Source organism: Pseudooceanicola sp. NS-SX8 (assembly GCF_057380755.1).
The window spans coordinates 983,622-1,006,361 of the sequence record NZ_CM170819.1 but is presented as its reverse complement, the minus strand read 5'-3'; the positions used below and the strand labels follow the sequence as shown (position 1 = coordinate 1,006,361).

Genomic DNA, 22,740 nt, shown 5'->3' with positions numbered 1-22,740 from the left:
GCCTGCAGGCCACAGCGGCCCCCGGCGCGATACGAAAGTCGCAATTCCGGGAACCGGATCCGCTTTCGCCGGTTGTCTGGGTAACATGGCGTCACGGCAGGAACCGGCTCATCGGGCCGCCGAAGACGCGCGAAAATTCGCCCGCAGGGAGCTTTCAGATGTACCGATTCATGACTGTTACCACCCTTCTTCTCGCCGCTGTCTTCTACCAGCAGAGCGGCGGCACCGATTTCGAACCCTGGCAGCGCGAAGTGCCCTCCTACGCCATCAACGCGCCGTCCGCCTATGACCGCTCCCGCGGCACCGCACCCGAACATGGAGTCTTCCTGGCCCAGGCCCGGATGGGCGGCTTCGGCATCGCTTCCCCCGCTATGGCCGCCGACCACCCCGACGACACGATCCGGCCCTCCACCAAGGGCGTGCAACTGGCCTCGGCCGCGGGCATGAACGACGCGGGCCTCGACCCGGTGCTGGACGGGCTGCACTATGCCACCGTCAGCGATGCGTCCTATACGCCGGAGGTGCCGCAGGACAGCGCGACCGCCTCTACCGCGACGCGCGGCATGCTGCCCGCCGCGACCTCGGCCGCGGCCCTGGATGACATGGAAACCCGCGCCGTGATCCGGGGCACCATCCCCGATGTCGCCGCCGCCGCCACGCCCGAGGCAACCGACCTGCGCCAGGTCGCAGGCGACTGGGTCAACCTGCGCCAGGGTCCCGGCACCTCCCACGCCGTGGTCGAAACCCTGCCGCGCGGCACCAAGGTCGAAGTGACGGAGGAAAGCGCCGGCTGGCTGAAGCTCACGGTGCCCGGCGACGGCACGACCGGCTGGATGGCCGCCAGCCTCGTCAGCGCCAACTGACCCTCCCCCCCCCCTTGGGCGAACCGTCGGGCGAGGCGTAGGGCGGGGTTCACCCCGCCTTCCTCCACCTCCCCCCACCGGCAGACCGTAGGGCGGGGTTCACCCCGCCGTCCCCCGCCGTCCCAAAGCGCCCCACCCAAACGCGCGCCCCCCATGGCCCGATCCGTAGGGCGGGGTTCACCCCGCCTCTGCCCCCTCCCCCACCGCCGCCCCCACCGCACGTCCCAAGCGCACCCCTCCCCCACCCTTGCCCGCCCGGCGCCGCCACGTCATAGCTTGACCATGACAGACCGCGCCTCCTCCTCCGCCCCCCGCTCCATCCTCATCACCGGCTGTTCCTCCGGCATCGGCCGCGACGCGGCCCTCGGCCTGCACGCCCGCGGCTGGCGCGTCTTCGCCTCCGTCCGCAACCCCGCCGACATCCCCGCGCTGGAGGCACAGGGCCTGCGCACCCTCCACCTCGACTACGCCGACCAGGACAGCATCGAATCCGCCCTGGCACAGGTCCTCTCCGAAACCGGCGGCACCCTAGACGCGGTCTTCAACAACGGCGCCTTCGCCATCCCCGGCCCGACCGAGGACATCTCCCGCGATGCCATGCGCGCCCTGTTCGAGGTCAACTTCCTCGGCCCCCATGCGCTCAACCGGCTGGTCATCCCGGTGATGCGGCGCCAGGGCGGCGGGCGCATCGTCATGTGCTCCTCGGTGCTGGGGCTCGTCGCGGCCCCCTGGCGCGGCGCCTACAACGCCTCCAAGTTCGCCATGGAAGGGCTGACCGATACCCTCCGGCTGGAACTCGCGGGCTCCGGCATCCACCCGATCCTGCTGGAACCGGGGCCGATCCGCACCGACTTCCGCAAGAACGCCATCCGCGCCTTCGAACGCTGGGTCGACTGGGAATCCTCCGACCGCGCGGACGACTACCGCGCGGGCCTGCTGGACATGCTCTACAAGCGCGGGCCTAAGTATCAGGGCAAGGCCCGCTTCGAACTGGAACCCGCCGCCTGCACCGCCAAGCTGATCCGCGCGCTCGAAGACCCAAGGCCCAGGGCGCGCTACATGGTCACCACCCCCACCTACATCGCCGCCACCATGCGCCGCCTGCTGCCCGCCCGCGCCATCGACCGCATGGTGCGCAACGCCTGATCCCTCTTTCCGGTCGCTTTCACGGCAGCCCCGGCTTAGACAGGACAGGACCGGAGGAAGGGCAAACCGGAGGAGGAGAGAACACATGGGCAAGGACCCCCTATTCCTCGTCGCCGCGGGTGCGGTGCTGATCGTGGCCGTCATCCTGCTGATGGGCATCGGCAACTTCGCCAGAAGCGGCGACCCCAAGACCTCCAACAAGCTGATGCGATGGCGGATCGCGGCACAGTTCATCGCGGTGCTGCTGATTCTCGCCTTCGTCCTGATACGTGGAAAGGGCTGACCACATGGTCGTACTGTCGAAGATCTACACCCGCACCGGCGACGCCGGCACCACCGCGCTCGGCGATGGCACCCGGGTGCCCAAACCCTCCCTGAGGGTGGAAGCCTACGGCACCTCGGATGAAACCAATGCCGCCGCAGGCCTCGCCCGGCTGCATGCCGAAGGGGAGATGGACGCGGCCCTGGCCCGCATCCAGAACGACCTCTTCGACCTCGGCGCCGACCTTGCCCGCCCGAACATGGACCGCGACGACGAAGCCCCCTACACGCCCCTGCGCATCATCGCCTCCCAGGTGGAACGGCTGGAGGCAGAGATCGACGTGATGAACGCCGACCTGCAGCCGCTGCGCAGCTTCGTCCTGCCCGGCGGCTCGGCGCTGGCGGCGAACCTGCATCTGTGCCGCACCACCTGCCGCCGTGCAGAACGGCTGGCCGTGGCGCTGATGTCCGAAGAGGGCTGCAACCCGGAGGCGGTGAAATACCTCAACCGACTGTCGGACTGGTTCTTCGTCGCCTCCCGCATCGCCAATGACGGCGGCAAGGCGGATGTGCTCTGGGTCCCCGGCGCGACGCGCTGATCCGGGGACGGCGGGGTGAACCCCGCCCTACGCACCATCCCTCGCGGCGGGGTCGAACCCCGCCCTACGCACCGCACCTCGTAGGGCGGGGTTCACCCCGCCTTCCGGACCCCGCCTTGCCCCCACACTCCGCCCCCTGCGGAAGGTGGATTGGCATCCACCCTACGGGACACGGCGGAGGGACCTGGGACGACGAAAGGGGGCTCCGCCCCCGCCTGCGGCTCCCCCGGAGTATTTTCGGCCCAGTGAAAGAGCGGGGCGGGGTCCGACCGGGCGAACGCCGCCCGACCCCGTATCGCCTCCCATTCGCTGGGCCCGAATACGCGCAGGACCGGGGGAAAGGCGCCGCTCCCCCTCCGCCCAAAACGCACCCCCGCAATACCGACGCGATACCGACATAATACCGACGTTAAAATCGCGCCTTTTCAGCCCCTTCGCCAAACAACCACGTGCTGTGAACGGCGCCCCTTTCAGGCCACCGCACGCTGCATTTTCTGGTTGATAAATATCCCCGCCGGAGGCACCGGCCCAAGGCCGGTCCCCCAGCCGTTCCTCAGCCCGCCACCACGCGCCGCGCCGCCGCCCAGAGCGCCAGCAGCAGCACCATCGGCAGCACCACCATGCGCAGCAGGAAGACCCCCACGAGGCTCAGCGAGGCGGTCAGCAGGTCATCCGCATTGTCCCAGAAGAAGCGCGCGGCGCCGCGGTAGGCCTCCCAGCTTTCGCGCCAGGACTGGTCGTCCAGCGCCACCAGCTTGCGCGCCTCCGCCGCGATCATGTCCAGCGTCGCATTGGCCTCCCGCGCGGCATCGGCCGTCAGCATGTCTCCGCCCCAGACGCCGCCGACGAAGGCCAGCGGCAGCCCGATGGCAAAGGCGAAACCCAGCCCGCCACAGACCCCGCCCAGCCGCCGCAGCGCCTCCGGCGCGCGGTGCCAGCCGGTCGCGGCCTCGCAGCCGCCCCGGGTCAGAAGCGCCAGCGCCAGCAGGGCGAACCCCACCGAAGCCACGGGCGCCAAAGAGATTTTCAGAACCCCGGTCAGAACCGCCACGGCAAAGATCGCGGCAGACACCCGCTCCACCGTGTCGTCCACCGGCTCCAGCCATTTCAGCGGCTGCACCGATCCCTCGACCACCAGCGACCCGCCCACCTGCACCTCCTGCGCGGCCGACAGGAAGGCATTGATCGCCCGCAGCGAAATGTAGGTCGCGCCGGAGGCGACGGCGATTTCCCCCTGGTAGGCCTCGGCCTTGCGGATCATCGGGTTATGCTGCGGCACCGCCGCCAGGCCGAGGCAGAGCAAGGCCAGCACCACCGACAAAAGGGAGTTGCGGGCGGATCGCATCGCGTTCAGGTCATCGCCGGCAGGACAAGGTCCGGCGGCCGGTGCCCATCCGCGAAGGTCTTGATATTGATCAGGACTTTCTCACCCATCTCGATCCGGCCTTCCTTCGTGGCCGATCCCATGTGCGGCAGCAGCACCACGTTGGGCAGCTCCCTCAGGCGCGGATTGCCGTCGCTTTCGAAGTTGAAGACATCGAGACCCGCGCCCGCGATCTCGCCCGCGCGCAGCATCCGGGTCAGGGCGTTCTGGTCGATCACCTCGCCCCGCGAGGTGTTCACGATCACCGCCTCGGGCTTCATCAGCTTCAGCCGCCGGGCGTTCATCAGGTGGAAGGTGGAGGGCGTGTGCGGGCAGTTGACGCTGATCACGTCCATCCGCGCGACCATCTGGTCCAGGCTCTCCCAGTAGCGGGCCTTCAGCTCGCCCTCCACCTCTTCGCGCAGGCGGCGGCGATTGTGGTAATGTACCTGCATTCCAAAGGCGTTGGCCCGCCGGGCCACGGCCTGGCCGATGCGCCCCATGCCCAGGATGCCGATGCGCTTGCCCGCGATGCGCGCGCCCAGCAAGGCCTCCGGGCTCCAGCCCTCCCAGTCGTCGCGCTGCATCTGCGCCAGGCCTTCAGGCAGGCGCCGCAGCAGGGCCAGGATCAGGGCCATGGCCATGTCCGCGGTGTCTTCGGTCACCACGTCGGGCGTGTTGGACACCAGGATGCCGCGCTGGCGGGCGGTGGCCACGTCAATGTGATCGACACCCGCGCCGAAGTTCGCGATCAGCCGCAGCTGGTCCCCGGCCTGGCTCAGCAGGGACTGATCGATCCGGTCGCGCAGGTTGGGCACCAGGACGTCGGCCTCCCGCATGGCCTGGGCCAGCTCTTCGCGGGTCATGGGCCGGTCGGCGGGACCGAAGCGGGTATCGAACAACTCGCCCAGCCGGGCCTCTACCCGGTCCGGCAGGCGTCGCGTCACGACAACACTCAGGCGGCGAGATGGCATTGGCAGGCTCCTCCGTCTTCCCAATCCGGCGTTTCGGGGGCAAAGTGGCGCAAACAACGCGAGGGTACAAGAACAACCCCGCACGAGGCAGTAGCAGAAACGGACGGCACGATGACCAAGTCGCGCATGCGCATCCTTGCGCTGTCGATCTCGCTCTTCGGGATCGCAGGTATTCTCGCAGCAGCGGAAACCCCCGGGTTCGAAGGCTCCGACGACCTGGCCCGGGCCGAAGCGCCCGCGCCCGCAGGCAGCTCCGAAGGCACGCAGGTCGCCGCGGCGCAGTCCCCCGCCCCCGGGGCCCTGCCCGTGGATGACGTTGCGACCACCCTGACCAGTCACAGGACCGGCCCGGTCACCGGCCTGCCGCTCCCCCGCTTCGTCTCGATGAAATCCGACCGGGTGAACATCCGGCGCGGGCCGTCGAAGACCCATCGAATCGACTGGGAATTCCTGCGCCGCGACATGCCGGTGGAAGTCGTGGCGGAATACGGCCACTGGCGACAGATTCGCGATCACGACGGGGTTGGCGGCTGGGTTCACTACGTGATGATCTCGGGCAACCGCACCGTCCTAGTCGAGCAGGACATGCTTCCCCTGCGTTTCCAGCCTTCCGAAGATGCCCGCGTGGTTGCCCAGCTGGAACAGGGCGTGATCGCGGACCTGGGCCGCTGCGACACCGACTGGTGCCGCCTGTCGGTGAACGGCTTCAAGGGCTGGGCGCCGAAGTCGGCGATCTGGGGTGTCTTCCCCGACGAAATCCGCGACTGACTCGCGCCAGCCCTGCCCCCGGCGGGGCCGACGCCCCTGGCTCGCCCTCCCGATCTGCCCCGATCACGGCCCAACCAAGGCCCCTCTGGGCCGCTTGCAAGGGCCCGTTTTCCCAAGGTTTATTGAGCCCGTCAGATACCGCCCGGGCCGTTCGTGAAAAACCGGTGATCTTTCTTCCAAATAGGGGTTGAACACCGGCGCGGCTTTAATTAGTTAGCGCGTCACCGTTGGGGTGTAGCCAAGTGGTAAGGCAACGGTTTTTGGTACCGCGTACCGTAGGTTCGAATCCTACCACCCCAGCCACTTCTCTCTGAAGATCATGAAACCTGTTTGAAATCGGGCCTCTCCGGCCCGGGATCTTGGCACGTCAGGTTGCCCTTCCGGCCTCTGCCAGCGGGGCCTTGCAGCGATGTCCGCTGCCTCTGCGGGCCAATCACGCCCCCAGTGCCGAAGCAAGCTGTCAGACTGCCCCGGGACCCGTCTCAACGGGGCGCAGCGCCTCGGCAAGCGCCCTGCAATGGCGAGTTCCGGCGTGGATCGGGAAAGAACGATCCCCGTCCTCGCCCGACCTATACGGTCAATTTCCTTGTCTTGCGAAAGGTACTCCGGAAGCTTGTCGTAGGGCGTCCTCCCCTACGCGCTTCTCGACATCCTCATCCTTCTGGCGGCGTGCTGGATAATCGAGCAGATTCCGCACCGCTGGGATGTGATGAACGGACGAATCGAACCGATCTTCAAGCGCCGCGCCAGCGTCGTGAAACACAGGGAGCAGGTGAGCTGCCCCAAGGGGGCCAGGACGCGCAGGGTTTCGTGCAGCGCTCTGTGCAGGGGCCGCCCACCATGTAGTCGCTGATGCCGCTCGGGGCGCATTCGCGGTGTCAGCCTGGATGCGGTTCGAAGCCATGCTGAGAGGGGGCTGAGCGGCAACACTCGCCCCCCCCAAGACCGGCATCAGAAAGCCTCGCCCCTCAGCTCTGTCCGCTTTTCCAGCCTGTCAGATGCTGGCGGATCAGCGCCTGCAGCCGCGTGACGTCCCGGGCCCTGACCGCTGCGGCCATCTCCAGGTGATCCTGGCTGGACCGCCGGATGTTCGCCGCCACGGACCAGCTTGACCAGTCTCCGGGAAGATCCCTTTCCCGCAGGTCATTGATCAGTCCCGTCAGGGTCGCATTGCGCAGCGGGGCGATCAGTACGCGGTGGAAGTCATGGTTGAGGCGTCGCATCTGCTGATACCCCAGCTGGTCCACCCCATCTTCGAAAGCCTGCGCCGCGGCCTCGATCGCCGCGACGTCCTGCGCCGTGGCGCTTTCGACGATGCCTTCGGCTGCGGGCAATTCAAGCATCAGGCGAACATCCGTGATCTCTTCCCGGATCTCGACCGAGGGCTGGACGACGCGGAATCCGCGGTTCGGCACATGTTCGACCACCTGCCCTGCCGCCAGGGTCGCAAGCGCAGTTCGCGCGGCAGAACGGGTGCAGCCGTAGCGATCCTGCAGATCGATCTGGCGCAGCCATTCCCCCGGGCGCAACGCCCCCAGAAGGATATCGCTGCGCAGCCGTTCCGTCACATCGGTGGCGATGGTTTCTGTCCTGGTCACACGCCCCTCCTTACCGGTCCGCTGCAAAGACCACGGCATCCTGCTGCCGGATCCAGATCCGCCCCTCGCCGCGCGGTTGCGGCGCCTCCAGGCTGAGCCGGATCGCATCGCCCGCGACCAGAGCCTCCTGTTCGAAGTGATCGCCAAGATAGCTTTCCGCCCCGAACTGCACCTTGATTTCAGACGCATTTTCGCACGGGGTGCAACTGATCAGGTGGGGGCGCATCGCCAGAAGCTGATCCCCGGCGGGAAGGTGCCCGATGGGTGTACGCGCCCGGATGGTCTGCCCGTCGGGCAGGGTCACGGCACAGGACCCCGCCTCGGCCACGGCGGTCCCGGTCACGGGGATCAGGTTGGCATTGCCGATGAAGCTGGCGGCGAAGGGGTGCTGCGGTTCCCGGTAGATCTGCTGCGGCGTACCCAGCTGGACCACCTTGCCGCCGCGCATGACGACGATGCGGTCGGACATGGCCAGCGCCTCGTCCTGGTCATGGGTGACGTAGATCGTCGTCAGGCCCAGTTCGCGCTGGATGTCCTTCAGCCAGATCCGTGCCTGTTGGCGGAGCTGCGCGTCGAGGTTCGAGAGCGGTTCATCCAGCAGCAGCAGAGGCGGGCGGAAGACGATGGCGCGGGCCAGGGCAACGCGCTGCTGCTGACCGCCCGAGAGTTCGCCGGGATAGCGTTTCGCCAGCGGGCCGAGTTCGACCAGCTCCAGCGCCTCGTCGATCCGCTTGCGCCGTTCGGCGGCGGGCACCTTGCGCAGTTTCAGCGCCATGCCGACGTTGTCCTCGACCGTCAGGTGGGGCCAGAGAGCGTAGCTCTGGAACACCACGCCGAAGCCGCGCGCCTCGGGCGGCAGGTAGGCGCCGGTGGCGGCATCTGCCAGCACCCGGTCGCCGAAGGTGATGCGCCCGCCGGTGGGCCGGTCGAGCCCCGCGATGGAGGCGAGCGTGGTGGACTTGCCGCAGCCCGAAGGCCCCAGAAGGGTCAGGAATTCGCCCTCGGCCACGGTCAGGTTGATGCGGTCGATGGCAAGCGCCTCTCCGTACTGGCGGGAGACATCCGTGAGAACGAGTTCAGTCATAGATCTTAACCTTGAAGAGGACGCGGGCGAGGATCAGCAGCACGGCGATCATCACGATCTGCAGGGTGGCGAAGGCCGCGAGCACGCCGACATCGCCGTTGGTCCAGAGCGAGAGCATGGTGACGCCCATCACCTCCAGCCCCGGGGCCATCAGGAAGATGGCGATGATGTAGGACTTCAGGTGGAAGACGAAGAGCAGGATGAAGCTGCCCAGCAGCGCGGGTTTCAGCAGCGGCAGCAGCACGATGCGCATGGCGCTGACCCAGTCGGCGCCGACGGTGCGCGCCGCCCGGTCGAGGTCGCGGCCGATCTGGACAATGGCGGGCTGGATCACGCCGAGCGCCAGCGGCAGGGTCGCCATGACATAGGCCACGACGATGATGCCGATGTTGCCGCGCAGCCAGCCCATCGGCGGCAGGATGACGGCGGCGTAGAAGACGCCGAGGCCGGTGATCATGCCGGGGATGATGCGGGGGGAATAGGCCAACGCCTCCAGCCAGCCGGTGAAACGGAAGTCGGAGCGCTGGATGACCAGCGCCACGGCGACCGCCAGCACGGTGCCCAGCCCGGCGGAGAGCAACGAGATTTCCACGGTGTTCCAGATCGCGCGGATGTTCGCCTCATCCCCGAAGAGCTTGGTGAAGTTGGCGAGGGTCAGGACCTTACCGATGGGGATCAGCGGCGACAGGAAGGAGGTGAAGGCGCGCAGCAGGATGCCCGCTATCGGCACCACCACGGCGACGAGGAGCACGAGGCCGAAGAGGATCGCCAGCGGCCAGCGCAGCCCGCCGAGGGAAAGAGTCATCGGGCGGGAGCCCTTGCCCTTCACCGTTTCGAACCTGTGGCCCTGCCGCAGCAGCATGCGTTGCAGAACCAGGGTGGAGCCCACCAGCGCCATCAGCAGCAGGGAGGAGGCCGCGACCAGCCCGTGATTGGGGTTCGAGGCCGCGATGCCTTCGCCGTAGAGGAAGGTCGACAGGGTGTCGATCCGCGCCGGCCGGGCGAGGAAGAGCGGGATGGAGAGGGTTTCCACCGCGATCACCAGGTTCAGCGCGGTGGAGGTGATGATCGAGGGGATCATCAGCGGCAGGGTCACCCTGCGCAGCACCTGCAGCGGCCCGGCGCCCACGGTACGCGCGGCGCTTTCCAGGGTCGAATCGACCGAACGGACGGCGCCGTAGAGGCAATAGAGATAGGCCAGCGGCGCCTGGCTGATCCCGGCCACAACCGACATCCCCGCCAGTGAGTAGCGTCCAGGGCGTGAAGCCCGCGTTCTGGGCGATGTACTGGGTGATGAAGCCCGAGGGGCCGTACATGACGACCCAGCCCAGGGCGAAGATCAGGTGCGACAGGTAGAGCGGCCACATCAGCACGTCCCCCATCACCCGCCGCCCCGGCATGTCGGTACGACCGATCAGCAGCGCCGCGGCAATCCCCAGCACCTGGGCGATGACGACGCTGAACAGCGCGAAGAGCCCGGTGGTCAGGGCGATCCTGCCGATCCGTTCGGAGTGCAGGATCTGCGAGATGTTGTCGAAGGTGAACTGCCAGCCTTCGGAATAGAGCGGCCGGTCGACGAAGACCTGCAGCAGGATGGGCAGCGCCGGCGCCAGCATCAGCGCCGCTGTCACGAGGAAGATCAGCCATTGCGCCAGCCGCGCCCGGTCGAAGCGGGCGGCGGGTCCGCGCCCGGGGGCCGCCCCGGTCATCGTCACGTCAGCCATTGGTCGGTCCTTTCACGTCGGACCGGGACCCCGCGGGCCCCGGTCCTGTCGCGGTTCACATCTTGAAGGCTTCGCCCCACTTGGCGTTGAAGGCCTCGAAATTGGCGACCATTTCCGGATCGTAGTCGATCAGGATCAGCTTTTCCTCGCCGCCGATCGCCTCGATCACGTCATCCAGAGAATAGGAATTCTCGGCCGTGGGTTCGACACCGGGACGGTAGGCGGTCAGGTTGCCTGCGGCCACGCCGTACTGACCCGGTTCGGAGAGCACGAAGTCGAGGAAGACCTTGGCCGCGGCGGAATGCGGTGCCTGAGCAGTGATGCCCATGCCGCGCAGGAAGACCGGCGTGCCGTCGGAGGGGAAGGTCCAGCCGAGCACTTCGCCCAGCCCGTCGTCGAGCTTGCTGAAGACCGAGGGGCCGGAGACGAAGAAGGAGGAGGCCAGTTCGCCGGTCAGGGTGCGTTCGATCATGCCGCCCGCGCCGCCGCCCGGACGGGTCAGCGGCCCGGCGGAGGAGAACCAGTCCCAGGCGGCATCGCCGTGGTACTTCACGAAGGCATAGCCGATGGAGCCGCCGAAGGCGTAGCGCCCGTCATAGGTGCCGACCTTGCCCTCGAAGACCTCCGGATGGGCAACGATGTTCTTGAAGTACTCTTCCATCGAGCTGGTCTGCAGCTCTTCGGGGACCGTCAGCTTGTTGTAGATCGTCACCATCGGGTCGGCGGAGAAGGTGTAGAGACCGGGTTCCGGGTAGGACCAGTCCGGCAGATTGGCCTTCTCGGGGCTGTCGTAATCCTCCAGCAGGCCGCTGCCTGCGGCACGGACCCAGTCGGGTATCGAGTTGGCGACGATCAGGTCGGCGCTTTCGACGCCGGTGCCGACCTCGGCCTCGTAGCGGGAGAAGGTCTCGGACGGGCCCATCTCGATCGATTCGACGTCGATGCCCGGGTAGGCCTCTTCGAAGGCCTCGATGACGGGAGAGAGGTTGCCGCTGGACAGGTTGGTGTAGATGAGCAGCGAGCCTTCGGTTTCGGCCTGGGAGATCAGGTCGGTGTAGTCGGCGGGATAGCCTTCGGGAACGGTCTGGGCATTGGCCGCACCCGCGATGAGCAGGGCCGCTGCCCCGGTGATCCAGTAACGGGTCATGTGTCACTCCTGTTGGTGGTGTGAATGGTGCTTGCTTTTTCTTGTCTCAGCCAGCCCTGCAGGATCTGCGAGGCGGCCTCGGCGCAGGGGGCAAGCTTGTGCCCCACGCCTGGAAGTTCGGTGTAGGTGACCGGCGTGCCATGGGCGGCAAGGTCTGCATGCAGCGCGCGGGCCCGTTCGATCCGGGTCAGCCCGGCGAGATCGGCCTGGGCCGCGCCGAATTTCGTGCCCGGGCCACGGTTGACGACGCCCGCGACGCGGTCCTCGTCGCCGACGATGATGCCGGTGGGCAGGCGGGCCAGCCCCGCGAGGTCGGGGGCCGTACCGACGGCCTCCGCTGCGCCGCGCAGGCCCGGCCACCAGTCGATGTCGGGGCGCAACAGCGTGACTCCGCCGGGCGCTGCAACGATCAGCCCCGACAGCCGGGACGCCCGGAAGAGCGCGTAGCGCTGCGCGAACTGCGCCCCACCCGAGAAGCCGAAGAGCCAGACTTGCCGGGGCTGCGCGCCGAGCCGGGAGATCGCCTCGGCCAGGATCGCATCCATCAGCGCCAGGTAGTCGGCCCCACCGCCGGTCAGGAACTTGTAGTCGTCGCCCGTGTCCTTCCCGCCGATCCGCGCGGGAAAGAGCGGCGCAAGCAGGCTGACCTGCCCTTCGAGGTCCCCGCCGGGACCGAAGCCCGCATCAAGCCCCGCGATGTCGCGGTCGCTGCCGTGCACCGCCACGAGAAGCGGCGCATCCGGCGCCGGCGCCTGCCGCAGCAGGTAGCGCCAGCCGCCGTCGGCAAGCCGGTGCGCGGGCAGACCCGCCAGGGGATCGGCCTGGGGATCGGTCAGGGCCATGGGGGTTTCGGTGGGGCGGGTCGTCGTCATGCCGCGCCTTTCGCAATTGGGGAATCGGGGGTGCCGCCTGTATTGGCCACAGTATCGTCACCGTAATTGGCGCCAATTTGAAGCATGGATTTGCCTGTGCGGCCATCCATGCCCCGGAACAGGCTGCCGGATGCGGGATCATGCCTCATGCGTGACCTCCCCCAGGGTGCGGGTCTGCGCAAGCACGGGCAGGCGGCGGCGCGCCTCGGCCACGGCGGCGGCATCGAGATCGGCAAGGATCACGGCCGGTTCCTCCCCCGCTGCGGCGAGGACTTCCCCCATGGGAGAGAAGATGCGCGACTGGCCGTGGGTGCGGATGCCGTCACGGGTGCCGCATTGGGCGGCGGCAACGACATAGGCGCCGGATTCGATCGCGCGGGCTTTCAGCAGGGTTTCCCAGTGCAGGGGCCCGGTGATCGGGGAGAAGGAGGCCGGGATCATCAGCACCTCCGCCCCGGCAGAGGCGAGGGCACGGAAGAGATAGGCGAAACGCAGGTCGTAGCAGATCGACAGACCCAGCTTAAGCCCGCCCGCCCCTGCGGTGACGGCACCACGTTGCCCCGGGGCGACGGCGCGGGATTCGATGAAGTCCCCCGCCCCGCCAAGGGCCACGTCGAAGGTATGCAGCTTGTCGTAGCGCGCGGAGATGCGGCCATCCGGGGCGATGACATGGGCGCGGTTCCAGATCCGCGTGCCATCTTCCGTCCGCAGCAGCAGAGAGCCGGTGTGCAGCCAGATCCCCAGCTCCGCCGCCAGTGCGCGGCAGAGCGACAGGGTGGTGTCCTCTTCTTCCGGCAGGCAGCGGCGGGGATAGTCCATCTGGTCACGCAGCAGGATGTTGGCGGCCTCGGGCAGGCTGACGACCTCTGCGCCCTGCCCTGCGGCCTCGCGCACCAGCCGTTCGATTTCCGCCTCGTTGGCGGCGACATCGGCGGTGGAGCACATCTGGATGGCGGCGAAACGGGTCATGCGGCGCTCCGGTCCAGGAAACTGCCGACGACGGACATGCAGAGGTCATGCTCCTCCACGTGGGGCATGTGGCTGGACTTGCCCAGGATCACCCAGTCGGCGCCGGGGATCAGGTTGGCATAGGCCTCCGCCGCGCGGGGCGTCGCCTCGTCGAAGCGGCCGGTCAGCACCAGGGTGGGCGCGGTGACCAGATGCAGGCGATCCTCGATCGTCCAGTCCTTCAGTGTGCCGATGACGTGGAATTCCGTCGGGCCGTTCATGGTGTGGTAGACCGTGGGATCGGCGGCGATGGCATCGAAGGTCGCCACCACCTCGTCGGGCCAGGGGTCCATGCGGCAGACGTGGGTCCGGTAGAAGACATCTGTCGCGGCAAGGTAGGCGGGGTGGTCGAATTCGCCCCGTTCCTCGTACTTCAGAAGTTCCTCGTGGATGCCGCCCGGCAGGGCGCGGCGCAGCTTCAGCGCCTCCGCGACCCAGGTGGGGAAGGAGCTGGGCGAATTGGCGATGACCAGCGCCTTCAGACCGGCAGGACGGCGCACCGCGTGTTCGGCCGCCAGCATGCCGCCCCAGCTCTGCCCCAGCAGGCAATAGCCGTCACGGATGCCGAGGTGATCGAGCAGTGTCTCCAGCTCCTCCAGGAACAGGTCCACCGTCCAGAAGTCCGCGGGGGCGTCTGGCAGATGGGTCGACTTGCCGTTGCCCAGCTGGTCGTAGTGCACCACGGCCCGCCCGGTGGCCGCGATGGCCCGGTAGGCATCGACGTAGTCATGGGTGCAGCCCGGACCGCCGTGGGCCACGACAAGAGGCATACGGCCGTTGTCGAGGTCCCCGGTCACCCGGTACCAGGTCAGATGCTCTCCGAAGGGGCAGAACCCCTCACGGCTTTCCGGCTGTTCCTGCGGCTGATCCAGCATCTGCATCCTCGTGTCGTCACCTTGATTGCCCATGGATCCTGCGCCGGATCGACCTGCCCCGGTAAGCTGCAAGATCTTGCAGGGTGCCGGGGGCCCGGCGCGCCGGTAGCCTGCGGAAAACTCCGGAGGTCCCGATGAAACCCCTGCGCCAGACCCTGATGGCCGGTACCCGCCTGCCCGCCGCCTTCCTCTTCCTCGGCAATCCCGACGTGGATGAGGTGATGGCTGGCGCGGGGTTCCCGCTGCTGATCGTCGACCGTGAGCACGCCGCCGCCGACCTGTCCGATGCGCTGCACGAATTACGAGCCATTCGCGCCACCTGCGACGCCTTCGTCATGGCGCGGGCACGGGACGCGTCGCCGGGGGCGATCAAGCCGCTGCTCGATGCCGGGTTCGACGGGATCATGGTGGCCGATGTCCGGTCTGCGACCGAGGCGCGTGCCATCGCAGAGGCCGCCCGATACGCGCCGGTGGGACGCCGCGGTGCCCAGTTCACCGTCTCCCGCGCGGCGGAATACGGCGCCGACCCCGATCACGCGACCAAGGCGAACGAAAGCATCCTGGTGGCCGTGATGATCGAGAGCCGTGCAGGCTTCGACGAGATCGAGGAGATCGCCGCCACGCCCGGCATCGACATGCTCTTCCTCGGGCCGCTGGACCTCACCACGGATTTCGGTCCCTTCGGCGATCTTGCCTCGCCCGCACTGGCCCGGACCCTGGCAGAGGCGGAGGCGCGGGTGCTGGCCACCGGCAAGCTGCTGGGCGGGGCCACCCTGCCGGGGGAAAGCGCGCGGGATCTTTTCGCGCGCGGTCACAGCCTGGTCAGCGCGGCCTCGGACGTCGGGCTGCTGCGCGGGGCGGCGCTGGCGGCGGTTCAGTCGATCCAGCCGTGACGCGTGGCGATGGCCACGGCATGACTGCGGTTGCGCGCCCCCAGCTTGGCCCCCGCCGCCTGCAGGTGCTTCACCACCATGCTCTCTGACCGGCCGAGCGCATGGGCAATCTGCTTGGACGACAGCCCATCGGCGGTATGGGCCAGGCACTCTGCCTCACGCGGTGAAAGCGGGCTCTGACCACGCGACCGCGTCGCGCCGATCCTGTCCTGCAGATCAAAGGCACGCAGCGCGAAACGCGCCAAGGCAGCCTCGTCCACCGTGGTTTCAAGAAATGCAGTCAGGGTTGCAAACCCATGGCCCGGCAGATGCAGCGGCACTGTCATGCCCCGACCCAGATCCCAGGCCAGGAGGCGTTCGCGCACATCCCCGACATCAGCCCGATCCAGATCCGGGCCGATGACCGAAGGTTCGCTGTCATGGTAGCTCCAGCTGAAGGGCTGCAGCATGCGCGCCGCACGCCCCTGCACCGGATCGGCCCGGTAGAGCGCGCGGCCACACCAATCCGCCAGAAGCCGTTCCCCCGCGCCACGCGCCTCTATCACCTCCGGCAGGACGAAACGGGCGGGGTCACTGCTGAACACCACGGGCGAATAGTCGTAGACCAGCCCCCGGACAGAGGTGCCGAGTTCGGCATAGAGCTGATCCACCTGCTGCCTGGCCGCGTCCATGATCAGGCCTCCTGCTTCACAAGATCCGGCTCTGACAGACGGGCGACCATCTCGCTTGCGCCGGAGAGGGTTCCGATCTTCTCCCCCGCTTCGACACCGGCGATGGTCTTGTCCGTCAGCGCCTGAAGCGCTTCGGCTCGCGCCAGCACCCCGGGCAGTTCATCTGCGTGGATCGAGACGACACCCAGTTCGTCCGCCAGGATGGCATCCCCCGGCAGAACCGGGACACCGCCAACACTGACAGGACGGTTGAGAGCCCCACCCTGCCCCGTCAGCCGTGTCGTCAGTACGGAGGCGCCCCGGCTGAAGACCGGCAGGCCCAGCTCCGACAGCTCCCGCGTATCCGTGTGGCAGCCGTCGATCACCACCCCCGCGGCGCCCGCATTGCGAAGGGCCAGCGCCACGCCACCGCCAAGGCAGGCCGCGCGCCTGTCTCCCCGCCGGTCGATCACGAGCACATCCCCCGGTCGCAGCAGACCGGCGGCATGGTGCAACAGGGTAGAATCAAAGCCCGGAAGGCTGAGCGTGACGGCGGTTCCCGCGAACCTCTCCACCGGACCAACGGGCCGTATCCCCGGATCCAGGATCCCCCGATCAAGGAAATGGCCGAACAGAACGGTTTCGAACCGGCACAGGCGCGTCATCGCGTCCGAAGCGACAGGCCGGGGCATGGGGGCAAGGGCGTAGGTCATCGGGCATCCAAGTTGTTTTCCCTATCAGGACAGACGTGCAATGGTCAGGTCCACTTGAATTGCGTGATCAGCCTGATAGAAATTCATGATCACCGGAAGGCATCCCCATGCAGATCCACAGCCTGCGCACCTTCTACTGGGTCACTCAGCTGAACAGTTTTCGAAGGGCGGCCGAAGCGCTGAGCATTTCCCAACCGACCGTATCGGCACGCATTCGCGGGCTCGAAGAAGAATTGGGCGTCCTCCTGCTCAGACGTGATGCGGGGCTCACGCTCACCGAGCAGGGCGAGGAACTGCTGGACTATGCCCGCAACGTCCTGCGCCTGACCGACGACCTGTCCTTTCACCGCAGCCCCGAGGCCCGCGTGTCGCGCCTGCGCCTCGGGGCCAATGGGCCCGTGGCCGCGACCTGGCTCATGCCACTGGTCGAAAGGCTGGAGAAACAGCACCCCGATCTTCGCCTCGAAATCGAGGTCAACCAGAGCGCAACGCTCCTGCGTCACCTGTCTTCGGGCCAGCTCGACATCGCCTTCACCTCGGCCAGTGCGCCGGGATCAGAACTGAAGCTGACACCGATCGGCGGCTTTGCCATGACCTGGGTCGCCGCCCCCGGCCTCTTCCCCCCGCGCCTGACGGAGGAAGACATCGGCCGCTCCCCGATCATCGGCTACAACTGGGACTCGCCTGTTCACGACAGCACCCATGCCCCGGCCTTCGGCCCCGGCCGCCACCATCGCTTCACGCAAAGCGACAGCCTTTTCATGATGATCCGGCTCGCCGTCGAAGGCGCAGGCCTGGCCCTCGTTCCGCGCGCCTCGGTCCAGCGAGAGTTGGAGGCAAGCTTGCTTGTGGAAGTCGGGACGAACAGCTCGCCTGCCGCACTTGCGATTTCCGCTGCTCACCGGCGTGAAGCGAGAAGCCTGCCCGCCGATACGGCGATGAACTTCGCGCGAAAGGCCATGGGGGCGCTGACACAGGATCAGCCAGAAGCTGGCGCCGAAATGGCCCGCAACTCATCCGGGGCGGGCTGACCGGCACTGTCTGCACCGGCTTGCATTCAAACCTGACGGCGATGATCGCCCGATCATGGATCAGGATGTTGAAGGCACCGGCACTGCCCCTTCGGCGTTTGCATCCCGCCCGGCCCTCCGGACAGATCCCTGTCATTCCTCTTCGGCAGGTGCCTTTTCCCAGTAGGCGGCACCGCTCGGCCCGAGGTTGGCCAGGAAGACGCGCCGCAGCAGGTTCTTCAGCACCAGGTATTCCTCGTCCGAAAGAACCGCGAAGGTTTCGCGATCCAGGCGCCGGATGATCGTATCCAGATCCGGCAGCAAACCGGCTCCGAACTCCGTCGGGAAAAGCGCATGCCTGCGTTTCTGCGTCGGATCGACCTCCCTTCGGATCAGCCCCTTCTTTTCAAGGTCGGAGACGATCCGGAACTGCAGGGACCGGTCGCGGCCGAACATCTCACTCAGCTCCATCTGACTGATACCCGGGTTCAGCACGACCGCCTGCAGGGTCGAGATCTTGCCGACCCCCTGCCCCACGGGATGTTCCGCCATGTTGCGGTCCGCCGAGGTGTTGAAGATCGAAATCAGCAGTCGGAAATAGGTCCCGATCAGGTCCGCCTGGACGCCCGGATCCACCTCGTGCGGATCGAGGCGCCCACCACGAGGACGGTCACCGGTCGCTTTGGCGTCTTGCTGGGGCTTGGCGCTATCGGACATTCTGCCCTTGCTCGATTGCGGAGGCTCGGTCGTGGCTACCGCGGATTGGGCCGTGCTGTCCATCTCGTCCCGCCTTGTCATCGGCCCCTCGTCATTCGTTTGCCGCATCGTCAGCCACACCTGTGGCGACGGGCCAATCACCGGGCTGGCCCCATTCGGCCCAGGACCCATCGTAGAGGGAAAGATCCTCCTTCCCCAGAAGATGCAGTGCGAACAGGACACCGCAGGCCGTCACGCCCGAACCGCAACTGGCGACCACCGGCGCGGTCATGTCGATCCCCGCCGCATCCACCCGCGCGCGCAGCGCCGAGGGCGGTAGCAGGCGCCCGTCTTCGTCCGAAAGCGCGAAGACCGGCAGCGACCGCGCCCCGGGAATGTGGCCAGCACGATGCCCCGGGGGCCCGCCCGCCGTTTCTGCGGTGAAGTGATCGGCGAGGCGGGCATCCACCACCTGTTCCGTCCGCGTTTCCAGGTTGGCCTGCATCGCCGCCCTGTCACGCACATCCGCGCGTGGCTCACTGGATACGAAGTCGCCCTGCCCCTCCGGCGGGATCACCTTGTCGGTCGGATGGCCCGCCTCTTTCCAGGCGCGCAATCCGCCGTTCAGGATCGCGACCTGCCCGTGACCGAAGTGCCGGAACATCCACCAGACCCGCGCAGCTGCATAAAGCTCCGCCTGATCATAGACCACGATCAGACTGTCGCGCGACACGCCCAGCCGGCGCGCCGCCGCCTGAAACCGCCCCTTGTCCGGCAACATGTTCGGCAAGGGGCTGCTCTTGTCCGACACCTCGCGGATGTCGAAATGACGCGCGCCGGGAATATGCTCTCTGGCATAGAGTTCGGGCCCCGGCGTGGTGGTTCCCACCTTGGTCAGGGCGGCATCCAGCACGGTGACTTCAGGGTTGTCCAGCAGTGCGGCAAGCCAGTCTGCCGACACGAGCGACGGCATGGAGGTATCAGCCATTCGACGTCTCCTCGACCAGGTGGCGCCAGGGGCGCAGCTCCGGCGCCTTGTCCGGGGCAGAGACAGGCTCCAGCCAGACCAGGCAGGACTGTGCCGCGCACCCCTGGCTGAAGGCCGATGCCCCCTTGTCCCGGGTCAGCACGTTCGGATTGCCGCCCATATCGACACTCCCGTTCGATCCGTGCAGGGCCTCGGGGCGGAACCAGGCGCCGGTCGGCAGGATGCAGACACCCGGCCGCAGGTCATCGCGCAGTCGCGCAACGGCGAGGCATTTGCCACGCTCGTTGCGCGCCATCACCAGCGCGCCTTCGTCGATCCCGCGTTCCGCGGCATCCTCGGCGTTGAGCATGATCCACTCATAGCCGTCCGTCTTGCTCTCTCCGCTGACAGGCGCGTAATCGAGCTGACTGTGCAACCGCGTACGCGGCTGCTGGGACAGCATGTGCAACGCCCCTTCCGCCGCCGCCTCTGCGCCCAGCCATTCGTCAGGGGCGATCCACGCCGGATGCGGCGGGCAGTCATCATAGCCCCGCGCCCGCAGGGCATCGCTGGCCAGAAGGATGCGGCCCGTGGCCGTCGGCAAGGCATTGGCCTCCGGATCGGCGCGGTAGTCCGACAGGAAGGTATGGTCGGTTTCGACGGGCACCTCGGCATGACCCGCATCCCAGAACGCGTCGAATTCGGGCATTTCGAAGCCAGACCGCTCCCGGGCATCTGTCCGGGTCTTTTCATAGAGATGCCGCAGCCAGTCCATCTCGGAACGGCCCTCGGTAAAGGTCTCTCCCACGCCCAGCTTCGCAGCGATTTCCGTGCAGATGTCGTAGTCGGTCCGGCTTTGCCCCAGCGGTTCCACCGCCTTTTGCATGGCGAACACCCACTTCATCCGGGCCGTCCCCGCGATGTCGTTCCTTTCCAGGGTCGACGTCGCCGGCAGGACGATATCTGCCCGCTGCGCCGTGGCGGTCCAGACCGGATCCTGCACGACAATGGCCTCCGGCCGTTGCCAGGCCTGTTCCAGCCGGTTCAGATCCTGATGATGGTGGTAGGGATTGCCCCCGGCCCAGTAGACCATGCGGATATCCGGGTAGATCCGCGTCTGCCCGTCATATTCATATGCCCCGCCCGGGTTCAGCATCGCATCGGCGATCCGCGCGCAGGGGATGAAGTCGTTGTTGCCTGTCTTGAGCTGGGAAAACGCGGGCGACTTGGCCTGCCCCCGGTTCGCCCCCAGGGCGCCGGTGGAGGCATAGCCGTAGCCGACACCGCCGCCCGGCAGGCCAAGCTGTCCGATGACGCAGGCCAGGCCAAGCGCGGCCCAGTAGGGCTGTTCGCCATGTTCGGCCCGCTGGAGGCTCCAGCTGACCGTGATCATGCTGCGCTTCTCGGTCATGGCCAGGGCCAGGTCCCGGATCTGCGCCGCCGGGATCTGCGTGATCCCCTCGGCCCATTCGGCGCTCTTCTCCACACCGTCGGTCTTTCCCGAAAGGTAGGCCAGGAACTCTTCCGCGCCGCTGGTATAGCAATCCAGGAAATCTGTTGCCTGGCGCCCCGCCTTCACGATCTCCCGGGCCATGGCCAGCATCAGCGCCGTGTCGGTGTTGGGTCGGATCGCCCACCACTCCGCCGGAACCGTTTCCGGCAGATCCTCCCGGATGGGAGAGACGAGGGCCACCCGCACACCGCGTTCCGCGATGCGATCCAGGTACCCTGGCAGACGGTGGATATCGATCCCGCCGGAATCGATCTGGCTTGGACGCGTCGACAACGCCCCGAAGACCAGCAGGATCTCGCAGTTCTCGACCCAGTTCTCATAGGTATTCGCACCGCCGTAGACGGCCTGTTCATCCCCCAGCACATGGCGGATGATCACCGGCCCGGCGGCCAGAGAATAGGTGTCGCGATGCGCGGTGTACCCGCCCGCCGCATTCATCATGCGGTGCAACTGCGAAGAGGCATGGTGAAAGCGCCCGCTGCTGGCCCAGCCATAGGACCCGGCAAAGATCGACGAGGGGCCGAAGGTGTCGCGCACCCGGGTGATTTCCCCCGCGACCAGATCGGTCGCCTCGTCCCAGCTGACCGGCACGAAGCGCTCCCGCCCGCGACCGGACCTGTCCGAACCGGTCCGGTCCCGCAACCAGCCTTCGCGCACCATGGGCTGCTGGATGCGGTGATCGGGATCCATCCAGTGACCCATGGCCTGGATCATCCGCGACGGCGCCTGATCCGGGCCGAAGGGCTCCACCCCGACGATCTTGTCGTCTTCGACCAGCAAGGTGTGCGCCCCCCAGTGGGCGCAATGGGGAACGCGACGGATCATTGGGCGGCTTCTCCATGGCTGGCGGAGGCATCACCGAACAGCCCCACAAGGCGGGTGATGACCTCGTCCAGGATCGGGCGCGGCGTGGCGAAGTTCAAGCGGATGGCCCCCTGACCGGCGGCTCCGCAGTCCTCTCCGCCTGTTATCGCGACACCGATCTGCTCACGAATGTAGCCGGCAAGCTCTGTTCGGTCGGTCAGCTCCGACAGGTCGATCCAGGCAAGGTAGGTCGCCTCCGGCATGGAAACCCTGGCACCGGGCAGTTCCGCGGCCAGGCGCGCGACCAGATGGCGCCGGTTCCCATCAAGGTAGTCCAGCACCTCGGCCAGCCAGTCGGCCCCCTTTTCATAGGCCGCGATGTTGCCCATGACACCGACGTTGGACGCGCCACGGCTCACGAAGTGACCCAGGGCATGGAATTTCTCCGCATCGGCATCATCGCTGAAGATGATCTGCGCGCAGGCCAGCCCGGGGATGTTGAACGCCTTGGAGGCAGAGGTCGCCGTGATCGTGTGCCGCGCGGTCTCTTCGGAAAGCGAGGCATAGGGGATGTGAGTGCCGCCCGGGTAGACCAGCGGCGCGTGGATCTCGTCCGCGAAGACGCGGGACCCGGTCCGCGTCGCGATGGCTGCGATCCGCTCCAGCTCGTCCCGGGTATAGACCCGCCCCAGGGGATTGTGCGGCGAGCAAAGCACCAGGAGCCGACCGCCCGGCGCCAGGGCCTCTTCGATGGCCGCTTCGTCCAGCCGCCAGATGCCGCCATCGTCGCGGAAGCCCGGGACCTCGATTACCTCGCGGCCATGCATGGCCGGGATGGCCAGGAACGGCGTATAGGACGGCGTCGGCACCACGATGGCCGCATCCGCGGCGATGTAGTGGGTGAAGACGATCTCGAACGCGCGCAGCACGTCTCCCAGGCCGCCGACATGGGCCGGGTTCACCTTCCAGCCGTAGGTCCGCTCCATGTAGGCCGCGGTGACGGCGCCCAGCTGCTTGCGCAGCGGGATCGGCAGGTATCCCGTCGCGGCCTCATCCGCGACGCCACGAATGGCCTCGGCGATCGGAGGCGCGATGCCAAAATCCATTTCCGCGATGAAGGCGCCTATGTCGTCGGGGAAAAGGCTCCACTTGAAGCTGCCCTTGGCGCGCAGCTCCTCGATGGTCAGTTCGTTCCAGTCAGTTGCAGTCATG

Annotated in this window: 22 protein-coding genes and 1 tRNA gene; 8 read left to right on the top strand and 15 right to left on the bottom strand. The window is 67.4% G+C overall.

The window, feature by feature from the left end; genetic code table 11:
- Window positions 1–170: 170 nt before the first annotated feature.
- From AC2IR1_RS04560 to AC2IR1_RS04545, 4 genes are all read left to right on the top strand, one after another.
- Window positions 171–863 carry an SH3 domain-containing protein gene (locus AC2IR1_RS04560; protein ID WP_486475096.1) on the top strand — a complete coding sequence of 231 codons (693 nt, stop codon included), beginning with the start codon at window positions 171–173 and terminating at the stop codon, window positions 861–863.
- A gap of 282 nt (window positions 864–1,145) precedes the next feature.
- The gene (locus tag AC2IR1_RS04555; protein ID WP_486476373.1) at window positions 1,146–2,009 is read left to right on the top strand and encodes an SDR family NAD(P)-dependent oxidoreductase; all 864 of its coding nucleotides are present in this window, start codon (window positions 1,146–1,148) and stop codon (window positions 2,007–2,009) included.
- A gap of 85 nt (window positions 2,010–2,094) precedes the next feature.
- Window positions 2,095–2,292, top strand: a complete 198-nt coding sequence (locus AC2IR1_RS04550) for a twin transmembrane helix small protein (protein WP_486475095.1) — start codon at window positions 2,095–2,097, stop codon at window positions 2,290–2,292.
- Window positions 2,293–2,296: 4 nt separating this feature from the next.
- A complete protein-coding gene (locus tag AC2IR1_RS04545; RefSeq protein WP_486475094.1) occupies window positions 2,297–2,869 on the top strand; it encodes a cob(I)yrinic acid a,c-diamide adenosyltransferase in 573 nt (190 codons plus the stop codon).
- Between the two features lie 553 nt (window positions 2,870–3,422).
- Here AC2IR1_RS04545 and AC2IR1_RS04540 read toward each other — a convergent pair.
- On the bottom strand, window positions 3,423–4,214 hold the full coding sequence (locus tag AC2IR1_RS04540) for a hypothetical protein (RefSeq protein ID WP_486475093.1): 792 nt from the start codon (window positions 4,212–4,214) through the stop codon (window positions 3,423–3,425).
- Window positions 4,215–4,219: 5 nt separating this feature from the next.
- Window positions 4,220–5,206, bottom strand: coding sequence for a 2-hydroxyacid dehydrogenase (locus AC2IR1_RS04535; RefSeq protein WP_486475092.1), 987 nt, complete (start codon window positions 5,204–5,206; stop codon window positions 4,220–4,222).
- Window positions 5,207–5,317: 111 nt separating this feature from the next.
- Between AC2IR1_RS04535 and AC2IR1_RS04530 the strand changes: the two genes are divergently transcribed.
- The gene (locus tag AC2IR1_RS04530) at window positions 5,318–5,974 is read left to right on the top strand and encodes an SH3 domain-containing protein (RefSeq protein ID WP_486475091.1); all 657 of its coding nucleotides are present in this window, start codon (window positions 5,318–5,320) and stop codon (window positions 5,972–5,974) included.
- A 228-nt stretch (window positions 5,975–6,202) separates the two neighbouring features.
- Window positions 6,203–6,277 (top strand) — tRNA-Gln (locus AC2IR1_RS04525).
- A gap of 665 nt (window positions 6,278–6,942) precedes the next feature.
- Here AC2IR1_RS04525 and AC2IR1_RS04520 read toward each other — a convergent pair.
- The 7 genes from AC2IR1_RS04520 to AC2IR1_RS04490 all read right to left on the bottom strand — a co-directional run bounded on the left by AC2IR1_RS04520 (window position 6,943) and on the right by AC2IR1_RS04490 (window position 14,315).
- Window positions 6,943–7,572: a GntR family transcriptional regulator gene (locus AC2IR1_RS04520; RefSeq protein ID WP_486475090.1), complete on the bottom strand. Its 630-nt coding sequence runs from the start codon at window positions 7,570–7,572 to the stop codon at window positions 6,943–6,945.
- Between the two features lie 10 nt (window positions 7,573–7,582).
- The gene (locus tag AC2IR1_RS04515; RefSeq protein ID WP_486475089.1) at window positions 7,583–8,656 is read right to left on the bottom strand and encodes an ABC transporter ATP-binding protein; all 1,074 of its coding nucleotides are present in this window, start codon (window positions 8,654–8,656) and stop codon (window positions 7,583–7,585) included.
- Window positions 8,649–9,881 carry an ABC transporter permease gene (locus AC2IR1_RS04510; RefSeq protein ID WP_486475088.1) on the bottom strand — a complete coding sequence of 411 codons (1,233 nt, stop codon included), beginning with the start codon at window positions 9,879–9,881 and terminating at the stop codon, window positions 8,649–8,651. Before AC2IR1_RS04510 ends, AC2IR1_RS04515 begins: the two co-directional genes overlap by 8 nt.
- Window positions 9,882–10,435: 554 nt before the next feature.
- A complete protein-coding gene (locus AC2IR1_RS04505) occupies window positions 10,436–11,527 on the bottom strand; it encodes an ABC transporter substrate-binding protein (RefSeq protein ID WP_486475087.1) in 1,092 nt (363 codons plus the stop codon).
- Entirely contained in the window at window positions 11,524–12,399 is an 876-nt protein-coding gene (locus AC2IR1_RS04500; protein WP_486475086.1) for an alpha/beta hydrolase, read from the bottom strand. The genes AC2IR1_RS04505 and AC2IR1_RS04500 overlap by 4 nt, the downstream gene beginning before the upstream one ends.
- 138 nt (window positions 12,400–12,537) lie before the next feature.
- Complete coding sequence (locus AC2IR1_RS04495) at window positions 12,538–13,368, bottom strand: nitrilase-related carbon-nitrogen hydrolase (protein ID WP_486475085.1); 831 nt, start codon at window positions 13,366–13,368, stop codon at window positions 12,538–12,540.
- A complete protein-coding gene (locus AC2IR1_RS04490) occupies window positions 13,365–14,315 on the bottom strand; it encodes a proline iminopeptidase-family hydrolase (protein WP_486475084.1) in 951 nt (316 codons plus the stop codon). Before AC2IR1_RS04490 ends, AC2IR1_RS04495 begins: the two co-directional genes overlap by 4 nt.
- Before the next feature lie 101 nt (window positions 14,316–14,416).
- Between AC2IR1_RS04490 and AC2IR1_RS04485 the strand changes: the two genes are divergently transcribed.
- Window positions 14,417–15,175 (top strand): HpcH/HpaI aldolase family protein, encoded by a 759-nt coding sequence (locus tag AC2IR1_RS04485; protein WP_486475083.1) that lies wholly within the window; start codon window positions 14,417–14,419, stop codon window positions 15,173–15,175.
- Here the strand turns inward: AC2IR1_RS04485 and AC2IR1_RS04480 are convergent.
- Both AC2IR1_RS04480 and AC2IR1_RS04475 read right to left on the bottom strand, forming a co-directional pair.
- The gene (locus AC2IR1_RS04480) at window positions 15,157–15,846 is read right to left on the bottom strand and encodes a helix-turn-helix transcriptional regulator (RefSeq protein ID WP_486475082.1); all 690 of its coding nucleotides are present in this window, start codon (window positions 15,844–15,846) and stop codon (window positions 15,157–15,159) included. The two genes, AC2IR1_RS04485 and AC2IR1_RS04480, sit on opposite strands and share 19 nt — an antisense overlap.
- A gap of 2 nt (window positions 15,847–15,848) precedes the next feature.
- Entirely contained in the window at window positions 15,849–16,538 is a 690-nt protein-coding gene (locus AC2IR1_RS04475; RefSeq protein ID WP_486475081.1) for an RraA family protein, read from the bottom strand.
- Window positions 16,539–16,645: 107 nt separating this feature from the next.
- Here AC2IR1_RS04475 and AC2IR1_RS04470 point away from each other — a divergent pair, with 107 nt between their 5' ends.
- The gene (locus AC2IR1_RS04470; RefSeq protein ID WP_486475080.1) at window positions 16,646–17,569 is read left to right on the top strand and encodes a LysR family transcriptional regulator; all 924 of its coding nucleotides are present in this window, start codon (window positions 16,646–16,648) and stop codon (window positions 17,567–17,569) included.
- Window positions 17,570–17,701: 132 nt separating this feature from the next.
- Here the strand turns inward: AC2IR1_RS04470 and AC2IR1_RS04465 are convergent, their stop codons facing one another.
- The 4 genes from AC2IR1_RS04465 to AC2IR1_RS04450 all read right to left on the bottom strand — a co-directional run bounded on the left by AC2IR1_RS04465 (window position 17,702) and on the right by AC2IR1_RS04450 (window position 22,739).
- Complete coding sequence (locus AC2IR1_RS04465) at window positions 17,702–18,265, bottom strand: MarR family winged helix-turn-helix transcriptional regulator (protein WP_486475079.1); 564 nt, start codon at window positions 18,263–18,265, stop codon at window positions 17,702–17,704.
- Between the two features lie 91 nt (window positions 18,266–18,356).
- On the bottom strand, window positions 18,357–19,232 hold the full coding sequence (locus AC2IR1_RS04460; protein WP_486475078.1) for a sulfurtransferase: 876 nt from the start codon (window positions 19,230–19,232) through the stop codon (window positions 18,357–18,359).
- Window positions 19,225–21,549: a molybdopterin-dependent oxidoreductase gene (locus AC2IR1_RS04455; RefSeq protein WP_486475077.1), complete on the bottom strand. Its 2,325-nt coding sequence runs from the start codon at window positions 21,547–21,549 to the stop codon at window positions 19,225–19,227. The genes AC2IR1_RS04460 and AC2IR1_RS04455 overlap by 8 nt, the downstream gene beginning before the upstream one ends.
- Complete coding sequence (locus tag AC2IR1_RS04450; protein ID WP_486475076.1) at window positions 21,546–22,739, bottom strand: MalY/PatB family protein; 1,194 nt, start codon at window positions 22,737–22,739, stop codon at window positions 21,546–21,548. Before AC2IR1_RS04450 ends, AC2IR1_RS04455 begins: the two co-directional genes overlap by 4 nt.
- Window position 22,740 lies beyond the last annotated feature (1 nt).